This window comes from Arthrobacter sorbitolis (assembly GCF_054510995.1).
Genome location: NZ_JBTNDM010000020.1, coordinates 12,562 through 31,524, shown reverse-complemented (window position 1 = coordinate 31,524; position 18,963 = coordinate 12,562). Strand labels below are relative to the sequence as shown.

At 70.6% G+C, this 18,963-nt stretch carries 20 protein-coding genes; 9 read left to right on the top strand and 11 right to left on the bottom strand.

Annotation, left to right across the window (positions count from 1 at the left end; all coding sequences use genetic code 11):
- Positions 1–735: 735 nt before the first annotated feature.
- Complete coding sequence (locus ACX80K_RS17660) at positions 736–1,575, bottom strand: PHP domain-containing protein (protein ID WP_459273216.1); 840 nt, start codon at positions 1,573–1,575, stop codon at positions 736–738.
- A 385-nt stretch (positions 1,576–1,960) separates the two neighbouring features.
- Between ACX80K_RS17660 and ACX80K_RS17655 the strand changes: the two genes are divergently transcribed.
- On the top strand, positions 1,961–3,418 hold the full coding sequence (locus ACX80K_RS17655) for an aminopeptidase P family protein (protein ID WP_459273219.1): 1,458 nt from the start codon (positions 1,961–1,963) through the stop codon (positions 3,416–3,418).
- A 118-nt stretch (positions 3,419–3,536) separates the two neighbouring features.
- Here ACX80K_RS17655 and ACX80K_RS17650 read toward each other — a convergent pair whose 3' ends face one another.
- The gene (locus ACX80K_RS17650; protein WP_459273214.1) at positions 3,537–4,505 is read right to left on the bottom strand and encodes a general stress protein; all 969 of its coding nucleotides are present in this window, start codon (positions 4,503–4,505) and stop codon (positions 3,537–3,539) included.
- 116 nt (positions 4,506–4,621) lie between these two features.
- Here ACX80K_RS17650 and ACX80K_RS17645 point away from each other — a divergent pair, with 116 nt between their 5' ends.
- From ACX80K_RS17645 to ACX80K_RS17635, 3 genes are read left to right on the top strand one after another with little or no spacing between them, the layout of a single operon-like run.
- On the top strand, positions 4,622–5,905 hold the full coding sequence (locus tag ACX80K_RS17645) for a magnesium transporter MgtE N-terminal domain-containing protein (RefSeq protein ID WP_459273213.1): 1,284 nt from the start codon (positions 4,622–4,624) through the stop codon (positions 5,903–5,905).
- Positions 5,898–6,497 carry a DUF1003 domain-containing protein gene (locus ACX80K_RS17640; RefSeq protein ID WP_459273212.1) on the top strand — a complete coding sequence of 200 codons (600 nt, stop codon included), beginning with the start codon at positions 5,898–5,900 and terminating at the stop codon, positions 6,495–6,497. Before ACX80K_RS17645 ends, ACX80K_RS17640 begins: the two co-directional genes overlap by 8 nt.
- On the top strand, positions 6,494–7,624 hold the full coding sequence (locus tag ACX80K_RS17635; protein WP_459273211.1) for an Mrp/NBP35 family ATP-binding protein: 1,131 nt from the start codon (positions 6,494–6,496) through the stop codon (positions 7,622–7,624). Before ACX80K_RS17640 ends, ACX80K_RS17635 begins: the two co-directional genes overlap by 4 nt.
- A gap of 28 nt (positions 7,625–7,652) precedes the next feature.
- On the opposite strand, the gene ACX80K_RS17630 is transcribed toward ACX80K_RS17635, so the two are convergent.
- The 3 genes from ACX80K_RS17630 to sigE all read right to left on the bottom strand — a co-directional run bounded on the left by ACX80K_RS17630 (position 7,653) and on the right by sigE (position 9,818).
- Positions 7,653–8,069, bottom strand: coding sequence for a Sec-independent protein translocase family protein (locus ACX80K_RS17630; RefSeq protein WP_459273210.1), 417 nt, complete (start codon positions 8,067–8,069; stop codon positions 7,653–7,655).
- Positions 8,070–8,178: 109 nt separating this feature from the next.
- Positions 8,179–9,165, bottom strand: coding sequence for an anti-sigma factor family protein (locus ACX80K_RS17625; RefSeq protein WP_459273209.1), 987 nt, complete (start codon positions 9,163–9,165; stop codon positions 8,179–8,181).
- A 5-nt stretch (positions 9,166–9,170) separates the two neighbouring features.
- Positions 9,171–9,818, bottom strand: a complete 648-nt coding sequence (gene sigE, locus ACX80K_RS17620) for an RNA polymerase sigma factor SigE (protein ID WP_459273208.1) — start codon at positions 9,816–9,818, stop codon at positions 9,171–9,173.
- Positions 9,819–10,133: 315 nt separating this feature from the next.
- On the opposite strand from sigE, the gene ACX80K_RS17615 reads away from it, so the two are divergent.
- Positions 10,134–10,772 (top strand): O-methyltransferase, encoded by a 639-nt coding sequence (locus tag ACX80K_RS17615; RefSeq protein ID WP_459273207.1) that lies wholly within the window; start codon positions 10,134–10,136, stop codon positions 10,770–10,772.
- Between the two features lie 13 nt (positions 10,773–10,785).
- Here ACX80K_RS17615 and ACX80K_RS17610 read toward each other — a convergent pair whose 3' ends face one another.
- From ACX80K_RS17610 to ACX80K_RS17590, 5 genes are all read right to left on the bottom strand, one after another.
- Positions 10,786–10,953 carry a DUF3117 domain-containing protein gene (locus ACX80K_RS17610; RefSeq protein WP_087076540.1) on the bottom strand — a complete coding sequence of 56 codons (168 nt, stop codon included), beginning with the start codon at positions 10,951–10,953 and terminating at the stop codon, positions 10,786–10,788.
- 162 nt (positions 10,954–11,115) lie between these two features.
- A complete protein-coding gene (locus ACX80K_RS17605; protein ID WP_459273206.1) occupies positions 11,116–12,360 on the bottom strand; it encodes a hypothetical protein in 1,245 nt (414 codons plus the stop codon).
- On the bottom strand, positions 12,357–12,974 hold the full coding sequence (locus tag ACX80K_RS17600) for a DNA-3-methyladenine glycosylase I (protein ID WP_459273205.1): 618 nt from the start codon (positions 12,972–12,974) through the stop codon (positions 12,357–12,359). The genes ACX80K_RS17605 and ACX80K_RS17600 overlap by 4 nt, the downstream gene beginning before the upstream one ends.
- On the bottom strand, positions 12,971–13,399 hold the full coding sequence (locus ACX80K_RS17595; RefSeq protein WP_459273204.1) for a DivIVA domain-containing protein: 429 nt from the start codon (positions 13,397–13,399) through the stop codon (positions 12,971–12,973). The genes ACX80K_RS17600 and ACX80K_RS17595 overlap by 4 nt, the downstream gene beginning before the upstream one ends.
- 86 nt (positions 13,400–13,485) lie before the next feature.
- Positions 13,486–14,367, bottom strand: coding sequence for an LOG family protein (locus ACX80K_RS17590; protein WP_459273203.1), 882 nt, complete (start codon positions 14,365–14,367; stop codon positions 13,486–13,488).
- Positions 14,368–14,483: 116 nt separating this feature from the next.
- Here ACX80K_RS17590 and ACX80K_RS17585 point away from each other — a divergent pair, with 116 nt between their 5' ends.
- From ACX80K_RS17585 to ACX80K_RS17570, 4 genes are all read left to right on the top strand, one after another.
- A complete protein-coding gene (locus ACX80K_RS17585; RefSeq protein ID WP_104179147.1) occupies positions 14,484–15,260 on the top strand; it encodes an amino acid ABC transporter ATP-binding protein in 777 nt (258 codons plus the stop codon).
- Between the two features lie 65 nt (positions 15,261–15,325).
- A complete protein-coding gene (locus ACX80K_RS17580; RefSeq protein WP_459273202.1) occupies positions 15,326–16,165 on the top strand; it encodes a glutamate ABC transporter substrate-binding protein in 840 nt (279 codons plus the stop codon).
- Positions 16,166–16,242: 77 nt separating this feature from the next.
- Complete coding sequence (locus tag ACX80K_RS17575; protein WP_459273201.1) at positions 16,243–16,920, top strand: amino acid ABC transporter permease; 678 nt, start codon at positions 16,243–16,245, stop codon at positions 16,918–16,920.
- Entirely contained in the window at positions 16,917–17,786 is an 870-nt protein-coding gene (locus ACX80K_RS17570) for an amino acid ABC transporter permease (RefSeq protein WP_459273200.1), read from the top strand. The genes ACX80K_RS17575 and ACX80K_RS17570 overlap by 4 nt, the downstream gene beginning before the upstream one ends.
- A gap of 76 nt (positions 17,787–17,862) precedes the next feature.
- On the opposite strand, the gene dapE is transcribed toward ACX80K_RS17570, so the two are convergent.
- The gene (gene dapE, locus ACX80K_RS17565; RefSeq protein ID WP_459273199.1) at positions 17,863–18,954 is read right to left on the bottom strand and encodes a succinyl-diaminopimelate desuccinylase; all 1,092 of its coding nucleotides are present in this window, start codon (positions 18,952–18,954) and stop codon (positions 17,863–17,865) included.
- Positions 18,955–18,963: the final 9 nt, after the last annotated feature.

The window sequence follows — 18,963 nt, the reverse complement described above, 5'->3', positions numbered from 1 at the left end:
CGCCGACACAGATCGAAGGCGACCGCAGCCCGGGCCTGCCGAGCCGCGACCAGGCACTTGAGATCCTCAAGATCCCGCACCTCATCGATCAGCCCCGCGGCCTCCTTGCGCATCGGAAGAAAGGCCATCGCATCGATCAGATCCCGCACACAACCAACCCGCACGAACCCCGCCGGTACCTCCGCCGACAAGACGTTCGGAGGCGGGACACGGGAAGCCGGGACGGGGGAAGTGGAAGCAGCTACAGGAAAAGCAGCGGCCTCCGGCGGAGCACCACCGACATCGGTGGTCGCCTCACGTGGAGCACTCCTGCTGCTGTCCATACGTAATCATCCCGTCCGCCACCGACATTATGAGGTCGCCAACGGCCGCCGCCGGAGGGAGGAACTGCCGATATCCGAAGGCTTTCCAGGTGCCCGATCTGCCGGTCACATGACATCTGGACCGGCGCTGGAGAGAACACTGTGAAGACTCTCCGGCCCGCCGGGCCGGTCGTGCAAGACTGCCCATCCTCCGAGCGCTTTGCTCCGCACGCCCGACGATCAAGCCATGATCATGGAACTCACCGTCGTCCGTGTCCCCGGAGCGATGCCCGCGGTGTGCTTCCGGGTCGACGTCCCGGAAGCGTCAGGACAGGAACCCCGAATCGATCGGCAACCATCGCGCGGTGCCGCTTCCTCCCTGGGCTGTCGGTGGGAATCCCAGGGCGTGAATTCCCGCGAGCGCGTCCGGGGTCTAGCCCGGCGTCCCCGACGCGAGCGCCGTGATCGCTTCGAGGGTCTCCCGCGGGGTGAGGTTCTCCCCGAGCAGGTTCGGCTTCCCGCTGCCGTGGTAGTCGCTCGAACCCGTGATGAGCAGCCCGTGGTCCCGAGCGATCCTCCGCAGCTCCACGCGCGCCTCCTCGGGGTTGTCCCGGTGCTCCACCTCCAGTCCCAGCAGCCCGGCGTCGATCATCTCGTCGATCACGGCACCGCCCACCACGGCTCCGCGGTTGAACGCGGACGGGTGGGCGAAGACGGGCACGCCGCCCGCGGCCCGGATGAGCTCGACGGCGTAGGCCGGGTGCGGGGCGTAGTGGCTGACCCAGTACGGCGAGCGCGCGGTGAGGATGCGCTCGAAAGCCTCCGAACGTGTTTCCACCACGCCGAGCGCGATCAGAGCGTCGGCGATGTGCGGGCGGCCCACCGTCGCGCCCTCCGTCACGTGTTCCTGTACCAGGTCCCACGTGATCGGGAAATCCTCGGACATCAGTTCGACCATGCGCCGTGCCCGCAGCAGCCGTGCCGACCTCGACTTCCCGATCTCCTCGCGCAGTCCGGCGTGGAGCGGATCGTGCAGGTAGGACAGCACATGCACGCTGATGCCGGTGTCGGTGCGGCACGACACCTCCATGCCCGGCACGAAACCGATACCGAAGCCCTCCGCCGCGATCCGGGCCCTGTCCCAGCCGGCCGTCGAGTCGTGGTCGGTGAGCGCGACGGCGTCGAGCCCGGCGGCGGCCGCGGAGGCGATGAGGACGCCGGGGTCCTCGGTGCCGTCCGAGACGTTGGAATGCGTGTGCAGATCGATTCTCACCGGATCCAATCTACGCGCCGCTGGGGTCGGACCCGGTCAGGGGCGCTGCGCCGCCCCGGGAGGTTCTGCCCGGGAGCCGTCGTGACGCAGGGACTGCACGACGGCGACCACCGCAGTACCCCGGGACCCCGCGACGGCGATCACCGGGGCCTCGTCAGGAGCGGGCCATCCGGTGTCCGCAAACGCCCAGCGCGCCCTCGCCCCGCTCTGCTCCTGCTGGGCGGGCTTTCCCGACCCCCGGCGATGGTGGGACGATGGCGGGGTGAGCACCGACGACACCGCACCCGCATCCGACTTCCCCACCGACGCACCGGAGGGCCAGCCGCTGTCCGACCGGAACGAGAACCGCTCCCAGCGCCCGGACTCCGACGCCTTCAAGGCGTTCATGGCCGGCAGCTGGGCCCCGGCATCGGACGACCTGCCGCCGGCGTCGCCCGTCGCCGAGCACGCCGTCCGCCGCCGTCGCGCCATCTCCGACCGCTTCCCGGGCGAGCGCATCGTCGTCCCCGCCGGCCCCTTCAAGGTCCGCTCCAACGACACCGACTACCGGTACCGCCCGCACTCCGGCTTCGCCCACCTGACCGGACTCGGTCTGGACCACGAGCCCGACGCCGTGCTCGTCCTCGAACCCGTGGACCCGGGCACGGGCGACGACGGCGGGAACCACACCGCCACCCTGTACTTCCGTGAACTCGCCGGACGCGACAGCGCCGAGTTCTACGCGAATGCCCGCTACGGCGAGTTCTGGATCGGGCAGCGCCTGTCCATGGCGCAGATCCGGGCCCAGCTCGATCTGGAGACCGCGGACCTCGCCGACCTCGAGGTGGCCATCACGAAGGACGCCGGAGTGGCGGCGATCGGCGGCGTCAGCATCCGCCTGCTCCGCGAGGTGGATATGAATGCCGACGCGCTCGTGGACACGTCGCGTATCAACACCGGGGTGGACCTCGAGCGGGCCGACGCCCTCGACGCCATCCTCGCCGAGGCGCTCTCCGAGCTGAGGCTCCTCAAGGACGCCTGGGAGATCGAGCAGATGGAGGTTGCGGTCGCTGCCACCGTCGAGGGGTTCCATGAGGTGGTCCGGTCCCTCCCCCGTGCCCTCACGCATCCGCGCGGCGAGCGGGTCGTCGAAGGTGCGTTCTTCACCCGGGCGCGCGAGGAGGGCAACGACCTCGGTTACGACACCATCGCCGCCTCGGGCAACAACGCCACCACGCTGCACTGGATCCGCAACACCGGTCAGGTCAGCGCCGGTGACCTGCTCCTGCTCGACGCCGGCGTCGAGGCCGAGAGCCTCTACACCGCCGACATCACCAGGACCCTCCCCGTCACCGGGCGCTACACGGAGATCCAGCGCAGGATCTACCAGGCGGTGCTCGACGCCGCCGACGCCGGGTTCGCCGCGGCGCAGCCCGGCCGGAAGTTCCGTGACGTGCATGCGGCCGCCATCGCCGTCCTCGCCGAGAACCTCGACAGCTGGGGGCTCCTGCCCGTCCCCCTCGAGGAAGCACTGACACCCGACGGTCAGCACCACCGCCGCTGGATGCCGCACGGCACGAGCCACCACCTCGGGATGGACGTGCACGACTGCGCGCAGGCCAAGCGGGAGCTGTATCTGGACGGGATCCTCACCGAGGGCATGGTGTTCACCATCGAGCCGGGCCTCTACTTCAAGGCCGAGGACCTGGCGGTCCCCGAGGAGTACCGGGGCATCGGGGTGCGGATCGAGGACGACATCCTCATGACTGCCGACGGTCCCGTGAACCTCAGCGCGGCCCTGCCCCGCAGTCCCGACGACGTCGAGAACTGGATGGCGGGCATCTGGGGCAGCACGGGCGAGTAGCACCACAGGGGCGGCGGCCCCAGGGTCGACCCCCGGGCGACCAGTACCTGCCGTCCCAGGAGCTGCCCATCGACACCGAAGGCCGGGACCCCGGGGTCCCGGCCTTCGGTGTCATGCGCTAGCGCGTGCCGCCCGCAGCGGAGGAACCGTGGCTCCCCGGCTGCTGGTCGTCGTCCCCGGGGCGGCCGGTACCCGGTGCCGCTTCCTGCCCGGTCCCGGCGGGAGTCCCGGACGGGCCGGCCGGCGCAGCTGCCCCGGTCGACGTGTCGCCCGGGGTCTGCTCCTCGACGCGCACGCCGTACTGGGGTCGGCCGTCCGGCAGGTCGGGGAACTGGCCGCGGCGGGGCCCGGTGGTGCCGGGGCCGGCGGTCTGGTCCTCGGTGGCGGGCTGCTGCGGCTGGCCCGCCGGGGCCGCGTAGGGGTCGTTCCACGCTGCGGGGCGCTCGGGAGCCGGCTGCTGCGGCGCCTGACCGGGAGCCTGCTGCGGCGCCTGACCGGGAACCTGACCCGGACCCTGCTGCGGCGCTTGACCCGAGCCCTGACCCGGGGCCTGTCCCCACGCGGAGGGCGCGCCCGCCGGGTGCTGGGCCTGTCCGTTCATGGGCAACTGCTGCAGCAGGCGGCGGGCATCCGCGGCGAGGCCCGGTTCCACGATCACGTCGTAGCTGGTCGCGATGACCTGGTTCGTCGAGGTGAAGTCACGCCGGCCGCGCTGGAAGGTATAGGTCAGGACGCCGAAGAGCAGCCAGAAGATGGCGCCCAGGGCGATCGAGGAGGTGATGGTGATCCCGGACTCGCTGCCGGCGAACAGGCTCAGGATCAGCCCGACGAAGAGGCCGAACCAGGCTCCCGTGGCGGCACTGGCGAGAGCCACCCGCGGGTAGCTCAGGCGCCCCGTGACCCGCTCCACGGTCTTGAGGTCGTTGCCGATGATCGCCACCCGCTGGACGGCGAACTTGTTGTCCGCGAGGTAGTCCACGGCTTTCTGGGCATCCAGGTAGCTGGTGTAGCGGCCGATGGTCTCGCCCGTGGGCAGCACCCGGCCCAGATCGCGGGATGCAGTGGTTCCTAGTGGTGGTGTCGACATGGTGTCCATTCTTGCCTAACGCCTGCGACGGCGGGAGGGTTCGCCCTGGGAACACCCGCACAGCCGGCGCGGGAGGCGATGCCACCCGAGCCCCCCGCGCCCGATAACCTAGAGCTGTGACTACCAACCCCACCCGCGTCTTCGTCGCCCGCCTGCTGGGCCTCGACGTCTTCGACCCGCTCGGCGACCGCCTGGGCCGCCTGCGGGACGCCGTCGTGCTCGACCGCGGCCCCGCCAAGGCCCCGCTCGTCGTGGGCCTGGTGGTCGAGGTGCCCGGCAAGAAGCGCGTCTTCGTCCCCATGACGCGCATCACCTCGATGGACCCGTCGCAGATCATCTGCACGGGCCTGGTGAACCTCCGCCGCTTCGAGCAGCGCGGCGCCGAGATGCTCGTGGTCGCCGAACTCTTCGACCGCCGCCTCACCCTGCGGGACGGCAGTGGCAGCGCCGTCGTCGAGGACATCGCGATGGAACGCAACCGTACCGGCGACTGGCACGTCTCCCAGCTGTTCGTGCGCCGCGGCGGTGCGGTGTCACCCCTGCGCGGGCTGCGTCGCGGCGGCGAGCGCATCATCATCGACTGGCTCGACGCCTTCCACGGCACCACCGACGAGCCGCAGGGAGCGACGCAGTTCGTCGCGCAGCACGACGACCTCAAGCCCGCGGACTTCGCCGAGGCGATGCACGAGATGAACGACAAGCGACGCCTCGAGGTGGCGGGCGAACTGCAGGACGACCGTCTCGCCGACATCCTCCAGGAACTGCCCGACGACGACCAGGTCCAGATCCTCACGTCCCTCACGCGTGAACGCGCCGCCGACGTCCTCGAGGAGATGGACCCGGACGACGCGGCAGACCTCCTCAACGAACTGACCGAGGCGCAGAAGGAGGAACTGCTCCAGCTCATGGAGCCCGACGACGCCGAGGACGTGCGGCGCCTCCTCGAGTACGAGGAGGGGACGGCGGGTTCCCTCATGACGACCGTGCCGGTCATCCTCCCGCCGGAGGCGACGGTCGCCGAGGCCCTCGCCCATGTGCGGCGGGAGGAGCTGACTCCCGCCCTCGCCTCCTCGATCTTCGTGTGCAGGCCGCCCCTGGAGACGCCCACCGGACGCTACCTCGGCGTCGTGCACATCCAGCAGCTCCTGCGCTATCCGCCCCCGGAGCCGCTCGGCAACATCATCGACACGGACCTGGAGGCCGTCGGCGACCAGGCGGCCGTGAGCGAGGTGTCGAGGATCCTCGCGACCTACAACCTGAACTCCCTGCCCGTCGTCAACACCGAGGGGCGCCTCGTGGGCGCCGTGACGGTCGACGACGTGCTGGACCACCTGCTGCCCGACGACTGGCGGGCACAGGACGACACACCGGGACTGAGAAGAGGTGACCGCCGTGGCTGAGAAGACGAGGTCGAGATCGAGTGGGCTGGACACCCCCCGGGAGGCCCGGAAGCGGTTCCTCCTGAGGCCGCGGCCCAACCCGGACCGCTTCGGGAGTGCGACGGAGAACTTCGCGCGCTTCATGGGCACGCCGCAGTTCCTGCTGTACATGACCATCTTCTGCATCGTCTGGCTGGTCTGGAACACGTTCGCACCGGAGAACGCCCGCTTCGACAGCGCGGCGCTGGGCTTCACGGCCCTGACGCTGATGCTGTCCCTGCAGGCCTCCTACGCCGCTCCCCTGCTGCTGCTGGCCCAGAACCGCCAGGACGACCGGGACCGGGTGTCGCTGCGGCAGGATCGCCAGCGCGCCGAACGCAACCTCTCGGACACCGAGTACCTGACGCGGGAGATCGCGGAGCTGAGGATCGCCCTGCGCGAGGTCGCCACCCGCGACTACGTGCGCTCGGAGCTCCGCTCGGTCCTCGAGGAGCTGCTCGAGGCGACCGACGGGCAGGAGCTGGTCCTGCAGAAACGGAAGCCCCGCAAGCCGTCCGACAACACCATGACGCTGCCGAAGGTGCAGGCCACGGGGAGGAAACCCTCACGGTGAGCCGCGACCTCCCCGCCGAGGCGGCCGTCCGCGCGGCCCTCGGCACGGTGATCGACCCGGAGCTGCGCCGTCCCCTCGACGAGCTGGGGATGCTCGACGCCGTGACGATCGACGGCGGCACGGTCCGCGTCAGGGTGCTGCTGACCATCGCCGGCTGCCCGCTCCGCGACTCCATCACGGCCGACACCGAGGCCGCACTGTCCGGCGTGGACGGCGTCGAGCGCGTCGAGGTGGAGCTCGGCGTCATGGACCAGGCGCAGCGCGACGCGCTGAAGGCGCAGCTCAAGGGCACCGGCGGCCGGCGCGGCATACCCTTCAACGAGCCGTCGTCCCTCACACGTGTGTACGCGGTCGCCAGCGGCAAGGGCGGTGTGGGGAAGTCGAGTGTGACGGTGAACCTGGCGGCGGCCATGGCCGCGCAGGGGCTCAGGGTGGGCATCGTGGACGCCGACGTCTACGGGTTCTCCGTCCCGGCCCTTCTGGGCATCACGCAGCAGCCGACGCGCGTGGACGAACTCATCCTCCCGCCCGTGGCGCACGGCGTGAAGGTCATCTCCATCGGCATGTTCGTCGAGGGCAACCAGCCGATCTCCTGGCGCGGGCCCATGCTGCACCGCGCACTCGAGCAGTTCCTCACGGACGTGTACTTCGGCGACCTCGACGTGCTCTTCCTCGACCTCCCGCCGGGCACCGGCGACATCGCCATCTCCGTGGCCCAGTTGCTGCCCTCGTCCGAACTCCTGGTCGTGACGACCCCGCAGAGCGCCGCGGCCGATGTCGCCGAGCGGGCCGGGGCCATGGCCGCCCAGACCGGTCAGCGCGTCGCGGGGGTGATCGAGAACATGTCCTGGCTCGAACTGCCCGACGGCGGGAAGCTCGAGCTGTTCGGTGCGGGTGGGGGAAGCACCGTGGCGGCACGCCTGTCCGCGACCCTCGACGCCGCGATCCCCCTGCTCGGCAGCATCCCCCTGGACGTGTCGCTCCGCGAGGGCGGCGACGCCGGCACTCCCCTGGTGCTCGGCCGGGGGTACTCGCGGGCGCGGGACGAACTCCTTGCGATCGCCTCGGCGCTCGCGCGCCGCCCCCGCGGCCTGGAGGGTCTGCAGCTGCCGGTCAGCATCCGCTGAGCCGCGCGGGACCCGCGCGGCTCAGCGCCTAGGTCGCTTCGAGGTCGTAGGGCGCGGACTGGCCGGCTTCGAGGCGCGGGCCGATCGACACGGTGGCCGTCGCGCGGGTCGCGCCGACAGCGGCGGCGGCAGGAGCTGCTGCGGCGACGGACTTCGGGGCACCCGGACTGACCGGCTTGAAGACGTCCTCGATGTCGTCGAGGAGCGCCTCCTTGATGATGCGGCGCGGATCGTACTGGCGTGGATCGAGCTTGCGCCAGTCCACCTCGTCCAGCTCCGGGCCGACCTCCTCGCGCAGCTGCTCGCGCGCTCCGGTGGCCATGCGCCGCAGTCCCTTGACGAGACGCGCGAGCTGGGCGGCGTACTCCGGAAGGCGCTCCGGGCCGAGCACCACGACGGCGATCATCGCCAGGACGACGAGTTCGAGGCCGTTGATTCCCAACACGTGAAAAGACTACCTTCCCGGCCTGCGCCGAACACATTCGCCGGCGCCCTCCGGACGCCCGCCGGGCACGTGCCCCCGAAGGTTCATGTCCGCGTTCCTCCGGGGCTGCCTAGCGGCCATCCCCCTCGGGGTGCGTGATCCTGGAGAGGCCGCGGATGATGCGGTCCATCATCGAATCGTCCTGTCCCTCGGGTGACAGCGACAACTGGGCGTGCTCCGTCGCGACGAGCTGGTTGAGGGTCTGCGGCATGGCGGCCGCCGGCAGGTCCGAGACGACGGTGTAGGTGACCGTCGGGCTGTCGAGGACGACCTGCCATGGCTCACCCGAGCGCACCCAGATGTCCCGGTCGGCGCCGCCGACGTGCTCGAAGCCGTCGGAGGTCACGGGGCTGCCGGTCACGGCGTTCAGGGGCGGCTCGCCGGCGCCTCCCGCGTCGCCGACCTTCCGCTGCTCGTAGACGGTGACCGTGTCCCCGTCGTTCTCGAGGACCAGTTCGAGCGTGGGCCTACCCGCGACCGTGATGCCCTCGGCACCCTGCAGCGTGAAGCCGAGCGACTCGAGTTCGGGGCAGTACCACCCGCCGGCCCGGAGCGTCTCGAGCTGTCCGGTGTCCAGGTAGGTGGGTGTCTGCGGCGCCACCGAATCCCAGCCGGCACGGAGCGCGGTGGATCCCCGGGTGCCCTCGGCCGCCACGGGGCCGGTCTCCGATCCGACGACGTAGGCGCTCGCGAGGACGGTGGTGGCGACGACGGCGGAGCCGCCCGCGAGGAGGAGCGTGCGCTGGCGGCGTCGCGGCGTCGTGCCCTCGTGGTGCGCGCGGACGAAGGCCGCGCTGGACCCGGTGCGGGTCTCGTGCGCGTCGGAGGAGACCGGGGACACCGAGGAGGTGAGGGCCGGGGAGAGGAGCCGCTGCTGGAAGTCCGGGTCCGGCGAGGGATTCCGGAGACCCAGCAGAGCGCTCTTCAGGTCCCGGAGGCGCGCGACCGACGCCGCGCACGAAGCGCAGCGGGAGACGTGCCGTTCCACAACGATCCGGCGCCGGTCGGACAACTCGCCGTCCACGAGGTCCTGGAGCGAACGATGGGGGTGGAGCATCGGCCCTAGCCCAGGCCGGCGATCCGTGGGACCCCGAGGGCAGCGCCGTTCCCGCCGGACGTGCGTGGATCACGGTGGGCGAGCTTCGCCCTCAGCATCGTGCGTCCGCGGTGGATGCGGGACCGCACGGTGCCGAGCTTGACGCCGAGCACCTGCGCCACCTCGTCGTAGGCGAGGCCCTCGAGGTCGCAGAGCACGACGGCGGCGCGGAAGTCCGGCGGCAGTTCCTCGAGGGCAGCCTGCACGTCGATGTCGAGGTTGTTGAACTCGAAACTGCGTTCGGGACCGGGGTGCTTGCTGGGGAGGCGGCTCTCGGCCTCCTCCGTCAGGCCGTCGAAACGGATGCGGGTCTTGCGCCGCGCCTGGTCCAGGAAGAGGTTGGTCGTGATGCGGTGGAGCCAGCCGTCGAGCGTGCCCGGCTTGAAGTTGGCGAGGGACCGGAAGACCCTGACGAAGACCTCCTGCGTGAGGTCCTCGGCGTCGAACCGGTTGCCCGTGAGCCGGTAGGCCAGACGATAGACCTTCGGTGAGTACGTGGTGACGACTTCCTCCCACGACGGTGCGACCCACGGATTGCCGTGCTCATCCAGGATGGGCGCCTCCGGTTGGGAGGCGGCCTCCATGGCGGCCGGTGCCGCCTTCACGCTAGACATCATGTTCCCCTTCTCGCCGCGAATCCCCGACAGGTCCTGCTCCGGCTGACCGCGAGCAGTGGTATCGGGGATTCGGGACCGCCTTCATCACGGATGTCCCGAGAGGAAAGTCTTTCCCACCAAGCTGGGAAGTAGCTGGCAGCACCGCGCGTGTTGTGCCACGCCCAGGCAACCCCATGGGCTACCCTCGCGCGGCCGTACGGCGGGCAGCGCGGCGCGGCCCGCATGGAAGGAGTGGCATGCCGCACAGTAGTGTTGACGCGGGGCTCCTGCCCCGACACCTTGCACCATTCGCGAACCACAGAACGGACGTCCATGGCCGCCGACAAACACAGCAGCTGGTCCTACACGGAAGGGCTCCCCGACGAGGACGACGTCCTGCTTCGGGCACGCGACAGGTCCCATGAACTGGGCGTGGCGCCGGTGACTCCCGCCGTCGGCGCCGCCCTCACCGTGCTCGCTGCCGCCTCGAAGGCCACCACGGCCGTCGAGGTGGGCGCCGGAGCAGGTGTGTCGGGCGTGTGCCTGCTGAGGGGACTCGGCCGCAACGCCGTCCTGACGACCATCGACTCCGACGTCGACCACCTGCGCGCGGCCCGGGAGGCGTATGCGGAGGCGGGGATCCCGTCGAACCGCACACGGACCATCTCGGGACGCGCGGCGGACGTGCTCCCGCGACTCACCGACCGGGCGTACGACCTGGTCTTCATCGACGCCGACAAGCAGGGACTCCCCGCGTACGTCGAACAGGCGACACGCCTGCTCAAGGAGGGCGGCATCCTGATCGTCAACGATGCCCTGGACCAGGACCGCGTGGCCGAACCGGCCGTCCGCGAGCAGTCCACCAATACGCTGCGGCAGGTCGGGAAGACGATCCGGGAGGACGAGGCACTCGTGTCGGCACTCCTGCCGACCGGCACCGGTCTCCTCCTGGCGGTCAAGCAGCGCGCCTGAGCGCCCTGCCGGCCTAGGTCGTGACGGTGAGCAGGCAGTCCTTGAGCTTGCCCGCCTCTTCGGCGTTAAGTTCGACGACGAGGCGGCCGCCGCCGTCGATCGGCACCCGCATGATGAGGCTGCGCCCCTCCTTGGTGACTTCCATCGGTCCATCGCCGGTACGCGGTTTCATGGCAGCCATGGGGGTGTCCCTTTCAACAGGGCGCGACCGCGATCAGCGGTAGCGCGACAGTAAACAGTGCCCGCTCAGGAGCCCGGTGAAGGGTCCGGCGGTGCACGTCATCACCTTCATTATTCAGCACAAGGCCTGCTCCTGCTAATTCGGGTGCGGCGTGGATCACACTCAGGGTGGATAATCCCCGTCCGGTCCGGTCGGCGTCCAGCCCCACAGCCAGTCCACCCAGAGGAACTGGAGCACCACCGAGACCGGCAGGAGCACCCACAGGAGGCGCCCCCTGCGGACGGTCGCGACGGCGAGGGCGAGCGGGAACAGCGGCAGCAGGATGCGCCACGTGCTGGACTGCGGGTCCCAGAAGGCCGCGAGGTACAGCAGGTAGCCGGCGCACCAGGCGCCGAGGACCAGCCCGATCGACCGCACGGCAGGGGTGAGGAACAGGGCCGCCGCGCCGACCAGCAGGGCCACCACCACGAGCACGGCCGCAGCCGGCCCCAGCACCGCTGCGGGTGCCTCGAACCACGGCACGAACGGGGCCAGCGGCTCTCCACGCCACGCGGTCTCGGTCGCCACGTACGCGTCCTGCCGGCCGGTGACCGCCCAGGCGATGGCCGGCCAGGCGACGGCGGCGAGGGACGAGACGACGCCCAGCAGGAACAGGGGAAGCAGCTGTCCCCTGCGGGTCGGGTCCGTGGCCGGGCGGCGGACCGTCCACAGCGCGGAGAGGAAGAGGATGCCCACCGTGATGGCGAACGGCACCCCCGCCGGGCGCGCCATGCACATGAGGACGACGACGGGCATGGCGGCGTAGTAGCGGCGCGTCGCGACGAGGTGGAGCGAGGAGGCGAGGAGCAGCAGGTGCAGCGACTCCGCGTACGGCACCTGGAGGATGGCGGCGACGGGGGCGAAGGACACGACGGCGACGCCGGCCAGGGCGGTCCGGTGGTCGGCCCTGAGGCGGAAGAGGCGGTAGACGACGAGCGAGGCGCCCGCCGCGGCCGTGACCGCGACCACGGGCGCGAGGACCCCCCACCCGAGGCCGGTCCCGGCATCGAGCAGCCGGACCAGCACCGGGAAGAGGGGATGGAACGCCCACTGGTTGTGCCCGACGACGCCGCGTGCGTCCCGGGGCAGCTCGGACGGGTAGCCCTCCGTGAAGATCCTCTCGTACCAGCCGCTGTCCCAGTAGTTGATGAAGGTGCCGTAGCCCGGAGCCGCACCGGACCACGGGCTCGGGCCCTGGCGTGCTGCGGCGAGCAGGAGGACGGCCGTGGAGACGAGGCGGCCTGCGACGAAGACCGCGAGCACCTGCAGGGACCAGTGCGCGGAGGGCAGCGGGGACAGGACGGACGCCCGGGACAGCGGGGACGGCCGGATCGAGCGGCGGGTTCTCGCCGCGCCCGTGCGGCTCATCGGCGCCCTCCGTCGGAGTCCGCCGACGCCTCCCCGCCGCCCCCGGACCGGACCCAGCAGTCCCGGAGGTGGTCGTCGACGTAGCCGGTGGCCTGCAGCATGGCGTAGGCCGTCGTCGGGCCCACGAAGCGGAACCCGAGGCTCTTCAGTTCCCGGGCCAGCGCCGTGCTCTCGGGCGTGATGGCCGGGACCTCCGCGAGGTCCGCGGGTGCGGGGCGCGGCGGCGGGCGGTGCCCCTCGAGGACCGACCCCAGGGTGGTTCCCCCGGGGAGCACGAGCAGTGCCCGGGCGTTGGCGATCGTGGCGTCGATCTTCTGCCGGTTCCGCACGATGCCCGTGTCCGCCAGGAGCCTCGCGACGTCGTCGGCGCCGAACCCCGCGACGGTTCCCGGGTCGAAGCCGGCGAAGGCCCGACGGAAGGCGTCGCGCTTCCGCAGGATCGTGATCCAGCTCAGCCCGGACTGGAACGCCTCGAGACTCAGGCGCTCGAAGAGTGCCGCCTCCCCCACGACGGGCCTGCCCCATTCCTCGTCGTGGTAGCGCTCGTAGTCAGCGCTCGAGACGGCCCAGCCGCACCGCAGGCGGCCGTCGGACCCGGGGACGGCTCCGCTCACCGCCCGGCGTCCCGTCCGGCGTCCCGTCCGGCGAGCTGCGAGCGCAGCCCGGCGATGACCGCGTCACGGTCCTCGAGCGCCGCGGCCAGCCGGTCGAGGACCTCGTCGACCTGGTCCATCCGGTAGCCGCGGAGTCCGAGGCCGAAGCGGATCGCGTCGACGTCGTGCGCCGAGGGCGCCTCCGGCAGCAGGACCGGTGGCAGGGATGCGACGGGCTCCACGAGGCCTCGGGGCATCCGTGGCGCGGGGACCTGCGCGTTCCGCACGACGGCGGACGGGCCGGCGCCTCCTGCCGCATCGGGCCCGGATCCCGCGCGCGTGCCCACGGCGAGCCGCTGGAGCGGGCCGGGCAGCGGTCGGCCCGACGCGAGGACGGCGGTTCCTCCCACCAGCAGGACGGCGAGGATCACCAGGAAGATAGTCACACGGCAATGGTGCCAGAGTCCCCCGGCCCGACGGCGTCCGCCGGGCCCGTCAGGGCGCGGGAGTCCCGCCGGACCGCCGGGACGGCTCAGGCGGGGTGCTCGTGACCTGCCGACGCCGCGACGATCCGCACCGCCTCCTCGGCCGTCTCGACGAGCTGCAGCAGCGAGAGGTCCTTCTGCGAGACGGTGCCCTCCGCGAGCAGGGTGCCCTCGATCCAGTCGAGCAGCGGCCTCCAGTAGGCGAGGCCGATGAGCACGATCGGGAAGGACGTGACCTTGCCCGTCTGCACGAGGGTCATCGCCTCGAACAACTCGTCCAGGGTCCCGAATCCGCCCGGCAGCACCACGAAGCCGCTCGCGTACTTCACGAACATCGTCTTGCGGGCGAAGAAGTAGCGGAAGTTGATCCCGAGGTCGACCCACTCGTTCATGCCCTGCTCGAACGGCAGTTCGATGCCCAGTCCCACGGACGTCCCGCCCGCCTCGCAGGCCCCCTTGTTGGCCGCCTCCATGGCGCCCGGCCCTCCACCGGTGATGACGGCGAACCCGGATTCGACGAGCCGGCGGCCGACCTCCTCGCCGATGGCGTAGAACGACGAGTCCCGTGCCGTCCGCGCCGACCCGAAGACACTGATGGCGGGCCCGAGATCGGCCAGGGTGCCGAACCCCTCCACGAACTCGCTCTGGATCCGCAGGACGCGCCACGGATCGGTGCGGGTGAATCCCCCGTTGTCGTCGGCGTCCAGGAGCATCTTGTCCGCCTGGGGCACCGTCGCCTGGCCCCGCCGCAGTTCGACCGAGCCCTTCCGCCGGGTGGCGGGTCCGGCGGCCACCGCGTCCCGCCGCGGTCGGGACGAGCCGTTCGAGCCGGCTGCCGCGGACCCGCCGGAGGCGGCCTGCACGCCGTCGTCGTCCGGGGGTGGGAGCCTGGCATCGTCGCCGGCGGAGGGGTGCTGGGAAGGAGACATTTTCCTAGGCTAACCAACGCAGCGGGCGGCACGCGCTTTGATTGCTCTTGAATCACGATCGCCACCATTCCCGCGCTGTGTATTGCCGCAGGGGAATAGTTCGCTAGATTTCTCCCATGACAAGTGAACCGCGCCCGGCCACGCCCGCGTCCACGGGAAGCCCTCTCGTCTCCCTGAAGCACGTCAACAAGCACTTCGGCGAACTGCACGTCCTCCGCGACATCAACCTCGAGGTCGCGCGTGGTGAGGTCGTCGTCGTGATCGGACCGTCGGGGTCCGGCAAGTCGACCCTCTGCCGTGCGATCAACCGCCTCGAGACCATCGACGACGGCGAGATCACCATCGACGGCAAGGTGCTGCCGGCCGAGGGCAAGGCCCTTGCGAAGCTCCGCGCCGATGTCGGCATGGTGTTCCAGTCCTTCAACCTCTTCGCGCACAAGTCCATCCTGGAGAACGTGACCCTCGGCCCCGTCAAGGTCAAGGGCATGAAGAGCGGGGAGGCGAAGGACCTCGCGATGTCCCTGCTCAAGCGCGTCGGCGTCGACAACCAGGCGCAGAAGCTCCCGGCCCAGCTGTCCGGCGGCCAGCAGCAGCGGGTGGCGATCGCGCGCGCCCTCGCGATGCAGCCGAAGGTCATGCTGTTCGACGAGCCGACCTCCGCGCTCGACCCGGAGATGATCAACGAGGTCCTCGACGCGATGGTGTCCCTCGCGAAGGAGGGCATGACCATGATCGTGGTGACCCACGAGATGGGTTTCGCCCGCAGGGCCGCCGACCGTGTGATCTTCATGGCCGACGGCCAGATCGTGGAGCAGGCCACGCCCGAAGAGTTCTTCACCAATCCGCAGAGCGAGCGCGCCCGGGACTTCCTCGGCAAGATCCTCTCGCACTGACCGGCCCGTCCCGCCCACTCAGCAATCCACGCGGGCCTCGCGAGGCCCCGACACAAGGAGAACCCATGCAGAAGACCCGATACGCAGCAGCAGCGGTGGCCGCGGTGGCCGCACTGACCCTGTCCGCCTGCGGCGGCGGCGATGCCGCCGAGAGCGGTGGCGGCGGCGAGGGCGGCGGCGAGAGCCTCCGCATCGGCATCAAGTTCGACCAGCCCGGCCTCGGCTACGACGAGGGCGGCTCCTACTCCGGCTTCGACGTCGACGTCGCGAAGTACGTGGCGGGCGAGCTCGGAGTGACCGAGGAGAACATCGAGTTCGTGGAGGCGCCCTCGGCCAACCGCGAGAACCTCCTGTCCAACAACCAGGTGGACATGATCTTCGCGACCTACTCCATCACGGACACGCGCAAGGAGACCGTCGACTTCGCCGGACCGTACTTCGTGGCCGGCCAGGACCTCCTCGTCCCCACGGACAGCGACATCGCCGGCCCCGAGGACCTCGAGGGCAAGAACCTCTGCTCGGTCACCGGCTCCACGTCCGCGCAGAAGATCAAGGACCAGTACCCCGGCGTGCAGCTCGTCGAGCAGCCGGGCTACGCGGAGTGCGTCACGGCGATGGGCGGCGGCCAGATCGACGCCGTCACCACCGACGACATCATCCTCGCCGGCCTGGCCGCGCAGGAGGCCAACGCGGGCAAGTTCAAGGTCGTCGGCAACACGTTCTCCGAGGAGAACTACGGTGTCGGCCTGCCCAAGGGCAGCGACCGCTGCGAGGACATCAACGCGGCCATCACCAAGATGATCGACGACGGTGCCTGGGAGGAAGCGATCACCCGCAACACCGAGGGTGCCGACTACACCTTCAACGCGGAGCTGAACCCGCCCACCCCTGCGCCCTGCGCCTAGCACCACTCCCATTGGTGGGGTGGGTTGGGGGGAACAACCCACCAATGCCATGTTCCCCACCAGGAAAGAGGTGAACCGTGGAGAACTACCTGTCGCTGTTCGAGACCTACAACGTGCCCGAAGCGTTCTGGGTCAACATCCAGCTGTCCTTCTGGGCCGCCATCTGGGCCCTGGTCATCGGTACGGTGCTGGCCCTGTTCCGGATCTCCCCCATCCCGAGCCTGCAGTGGTTCGGTGCTGCCTACGTCAACATCTTCCGGAACACGCCGCTGACGATCATCCTCGCCTTCGGGTTCCTCGGCCTGTTCTCCGTCATGCAGATCAACCTCGCGGGTGAGCTCGACGTCAGTCTGTTCAGGATCGCGATCGTCGGTCTCTCGCTGTACCACGCGGCCTTCGTGTGCGAGGCGATCCGCAGCGGCGTCAACACGGTCCCGATCGGGCAGGCGGAGGCGGCCCGCGCGATCGGCCTGAGCTTCCTCCCCGCAGCGCGGCTCATCATCCTGCCGCAGGCCTTCCGGGGCGCGATCGCGCCGCTCGGCAACGTGCTGATCGCCCTCATCAAGAACTCGACCGTCGCGGCCGCAGGCTCCGTCGCCACCGAGGCCTCGGGCCTCATGAAGACGATGATCGAGTTCCGCTCGGACCTCGTGATCCCGATCTTCCTCACCTTCGCCCTGGGCTTCGTGATCCTCGTGATCCCGATCGGACTGCTGACCACCTGGGCCTCACGGAAACTGGCGGTGGCACGATGAGCGTGCAGCAGGTCCTGTTCGACGCACCGGGTCCCCGCGCCCGGCGGAACATCCTCATCGGCAACATCGTGGGCCTCCTGGTCGTCCTCGGCATCCTCGCGTGGGTCGTCTCGGCGCTGGCCGGCAAGGGGCAGCTCGCGGCGAGCATGTGGACTCCCTTCCTCGAGTCGCGGACCTGGGAGTTCTTCATCCTGCCCGGGCTCGGCAACACCCTGAAGGCCGCCGGCATCGCGATCGTCACCTCGGTGGCCTTCGGCCTGATCTTCGGGATCGGCAGGCTCTCGCACGTGGCGCCGATCCGCTGGGTCGCCGGCGTCGTCGTCGAGTTCCTGCGTGCGGTGCCGGTGCTGCTGATGATGATCTTCTTCTGGCTTGCCCTCGGCAGCTCCGGTGCCGTGAAGCCGCAGGACGCCCCGCTCATCGCCGTGGTCCTCGCCCTCACGCTCTACAACGGCTCGGTCATCGCGGAGCTCGTGCGTTCCGGCGTGTACGGCCTGCCGAAGGGGCAGCGTGAGGCGGGCATGGCGATCGGCCTCACGAGGAACCAGTCGCTCCGCTCCATCGAGGTCCCGCAGGCGCTCATCGCGATGCTGCCGGCCCTGATCAGCCAGTTCGTGGTGATCCTCAAGGACTCCGCGCTGGGCTTCATCATCACCTACCCCGAACTGCTGCAGTACACGCGGCGGCTGGGCGTCGGCGAGGGCAATGTGATCCCGTCGCTGTTCGTGGCCGCGGCGATCTTCATCGCCATCAACTTCGCCCTCTCGACGCTGGCGACGCGGCTGTCCGTGCTCCTGAGCTTCAGGACGAAGGGACGCAGGCCCGCGGCGAAGGAGGCCATCGCCCTGGACGCGGCCTCCACCTGATCGCCCCCGGTCGACAGCACGACGCAGGGCCCGGCGGCTGCCGGGCCCTGCGTCGTGCCGGAGGCCGGACGTTCGGTCAGGACAGCCAGGCCACCAGGGCGCGCAGGCAGGCATGCACCGCGTCGGCCTGCACGTGCTCGTCGTCGGTGTGCGCGAGGAGCGCGTCGCCGGGCCCGAAGTTGACCGCCGGGACGCCGAGGGCACTGAAGCGTGCCACATCCGTCCAGCCGTACTTGGGCTTGGGGTCGGCACCGACCGCCTCGACGAACGCGGCCGCCACGGGGTGCTGCAGCCCGGGACGGGCGCCGGCGACGGCGTCCGTCCGCTCCACGGCGAAGCCCTCGAGCAGCGCCCGCACGTAGTCCTCCGCCTGCTCCGGGCTCTTGTCGGGCGCGAAGCGGTAGTTCACCTCGATGACGGTGCCGTCCGGGATGACGTTGCCCGCCGTGCCGCCGGAGATCTTCACCGCGTTGAGGCTCTCCCGGTAGTCCAGCCCGTCTACGTGGACGGTCGCCGGCTCGTGGTCCCGCAGCCGGACGAGGATCTCCGCCGCACCGTGGATCGCGTTGACACCCATCCAGGCCCGCGCGGAGTGGGACGCCCTGCCGGCCACGCTCACCTCGAAGCGGGCGGTGCCGTTGCACCCGCCCTCCACGGTGCCGTCCGTGGGTTCCAGCAGGACGGCGAAGTCAGCGGCGAGCCACCCGGGGTACGAGGCGGCGACCCGCCCGAGGCCGCTGAGCGAGGCCTCCACCTCCTCGTGGTCGTAGAAGATGAACGTGATGTCCCGCGTGGGCTCGGTGAGTGCCGCCGCGAGGGCGAGCTGCACCGCCACGCCGCCCTTCATGTCCGTGGCTCCCCTGCCGTACAGGACCTCCCCCTCCCACGAGGACGGCACCGTGCCCCGCGACCCGGGAGCGGTCGGCAGGGGCACGGTGTCGAGATGACCGGCGAGGATGACGCGCTCGGCCCGCCCGAGCCGGGTCCGCGCCATGACGCAGTCGCCGTCGCGCACCACCTCGAGATGGCCCAGGCGGCGCAGCGCCTCCTCGACGGCGTCGGCCAGACCCGCCTCGTTGCCCGAGACGCTCTCGAGATCGATGAGACGGGCCGTCAGGAGGGCCACGTCGGCGCTGAGGTCGAGCTGCGTGGCGGGTGTCTGGATCATGCTGCAACA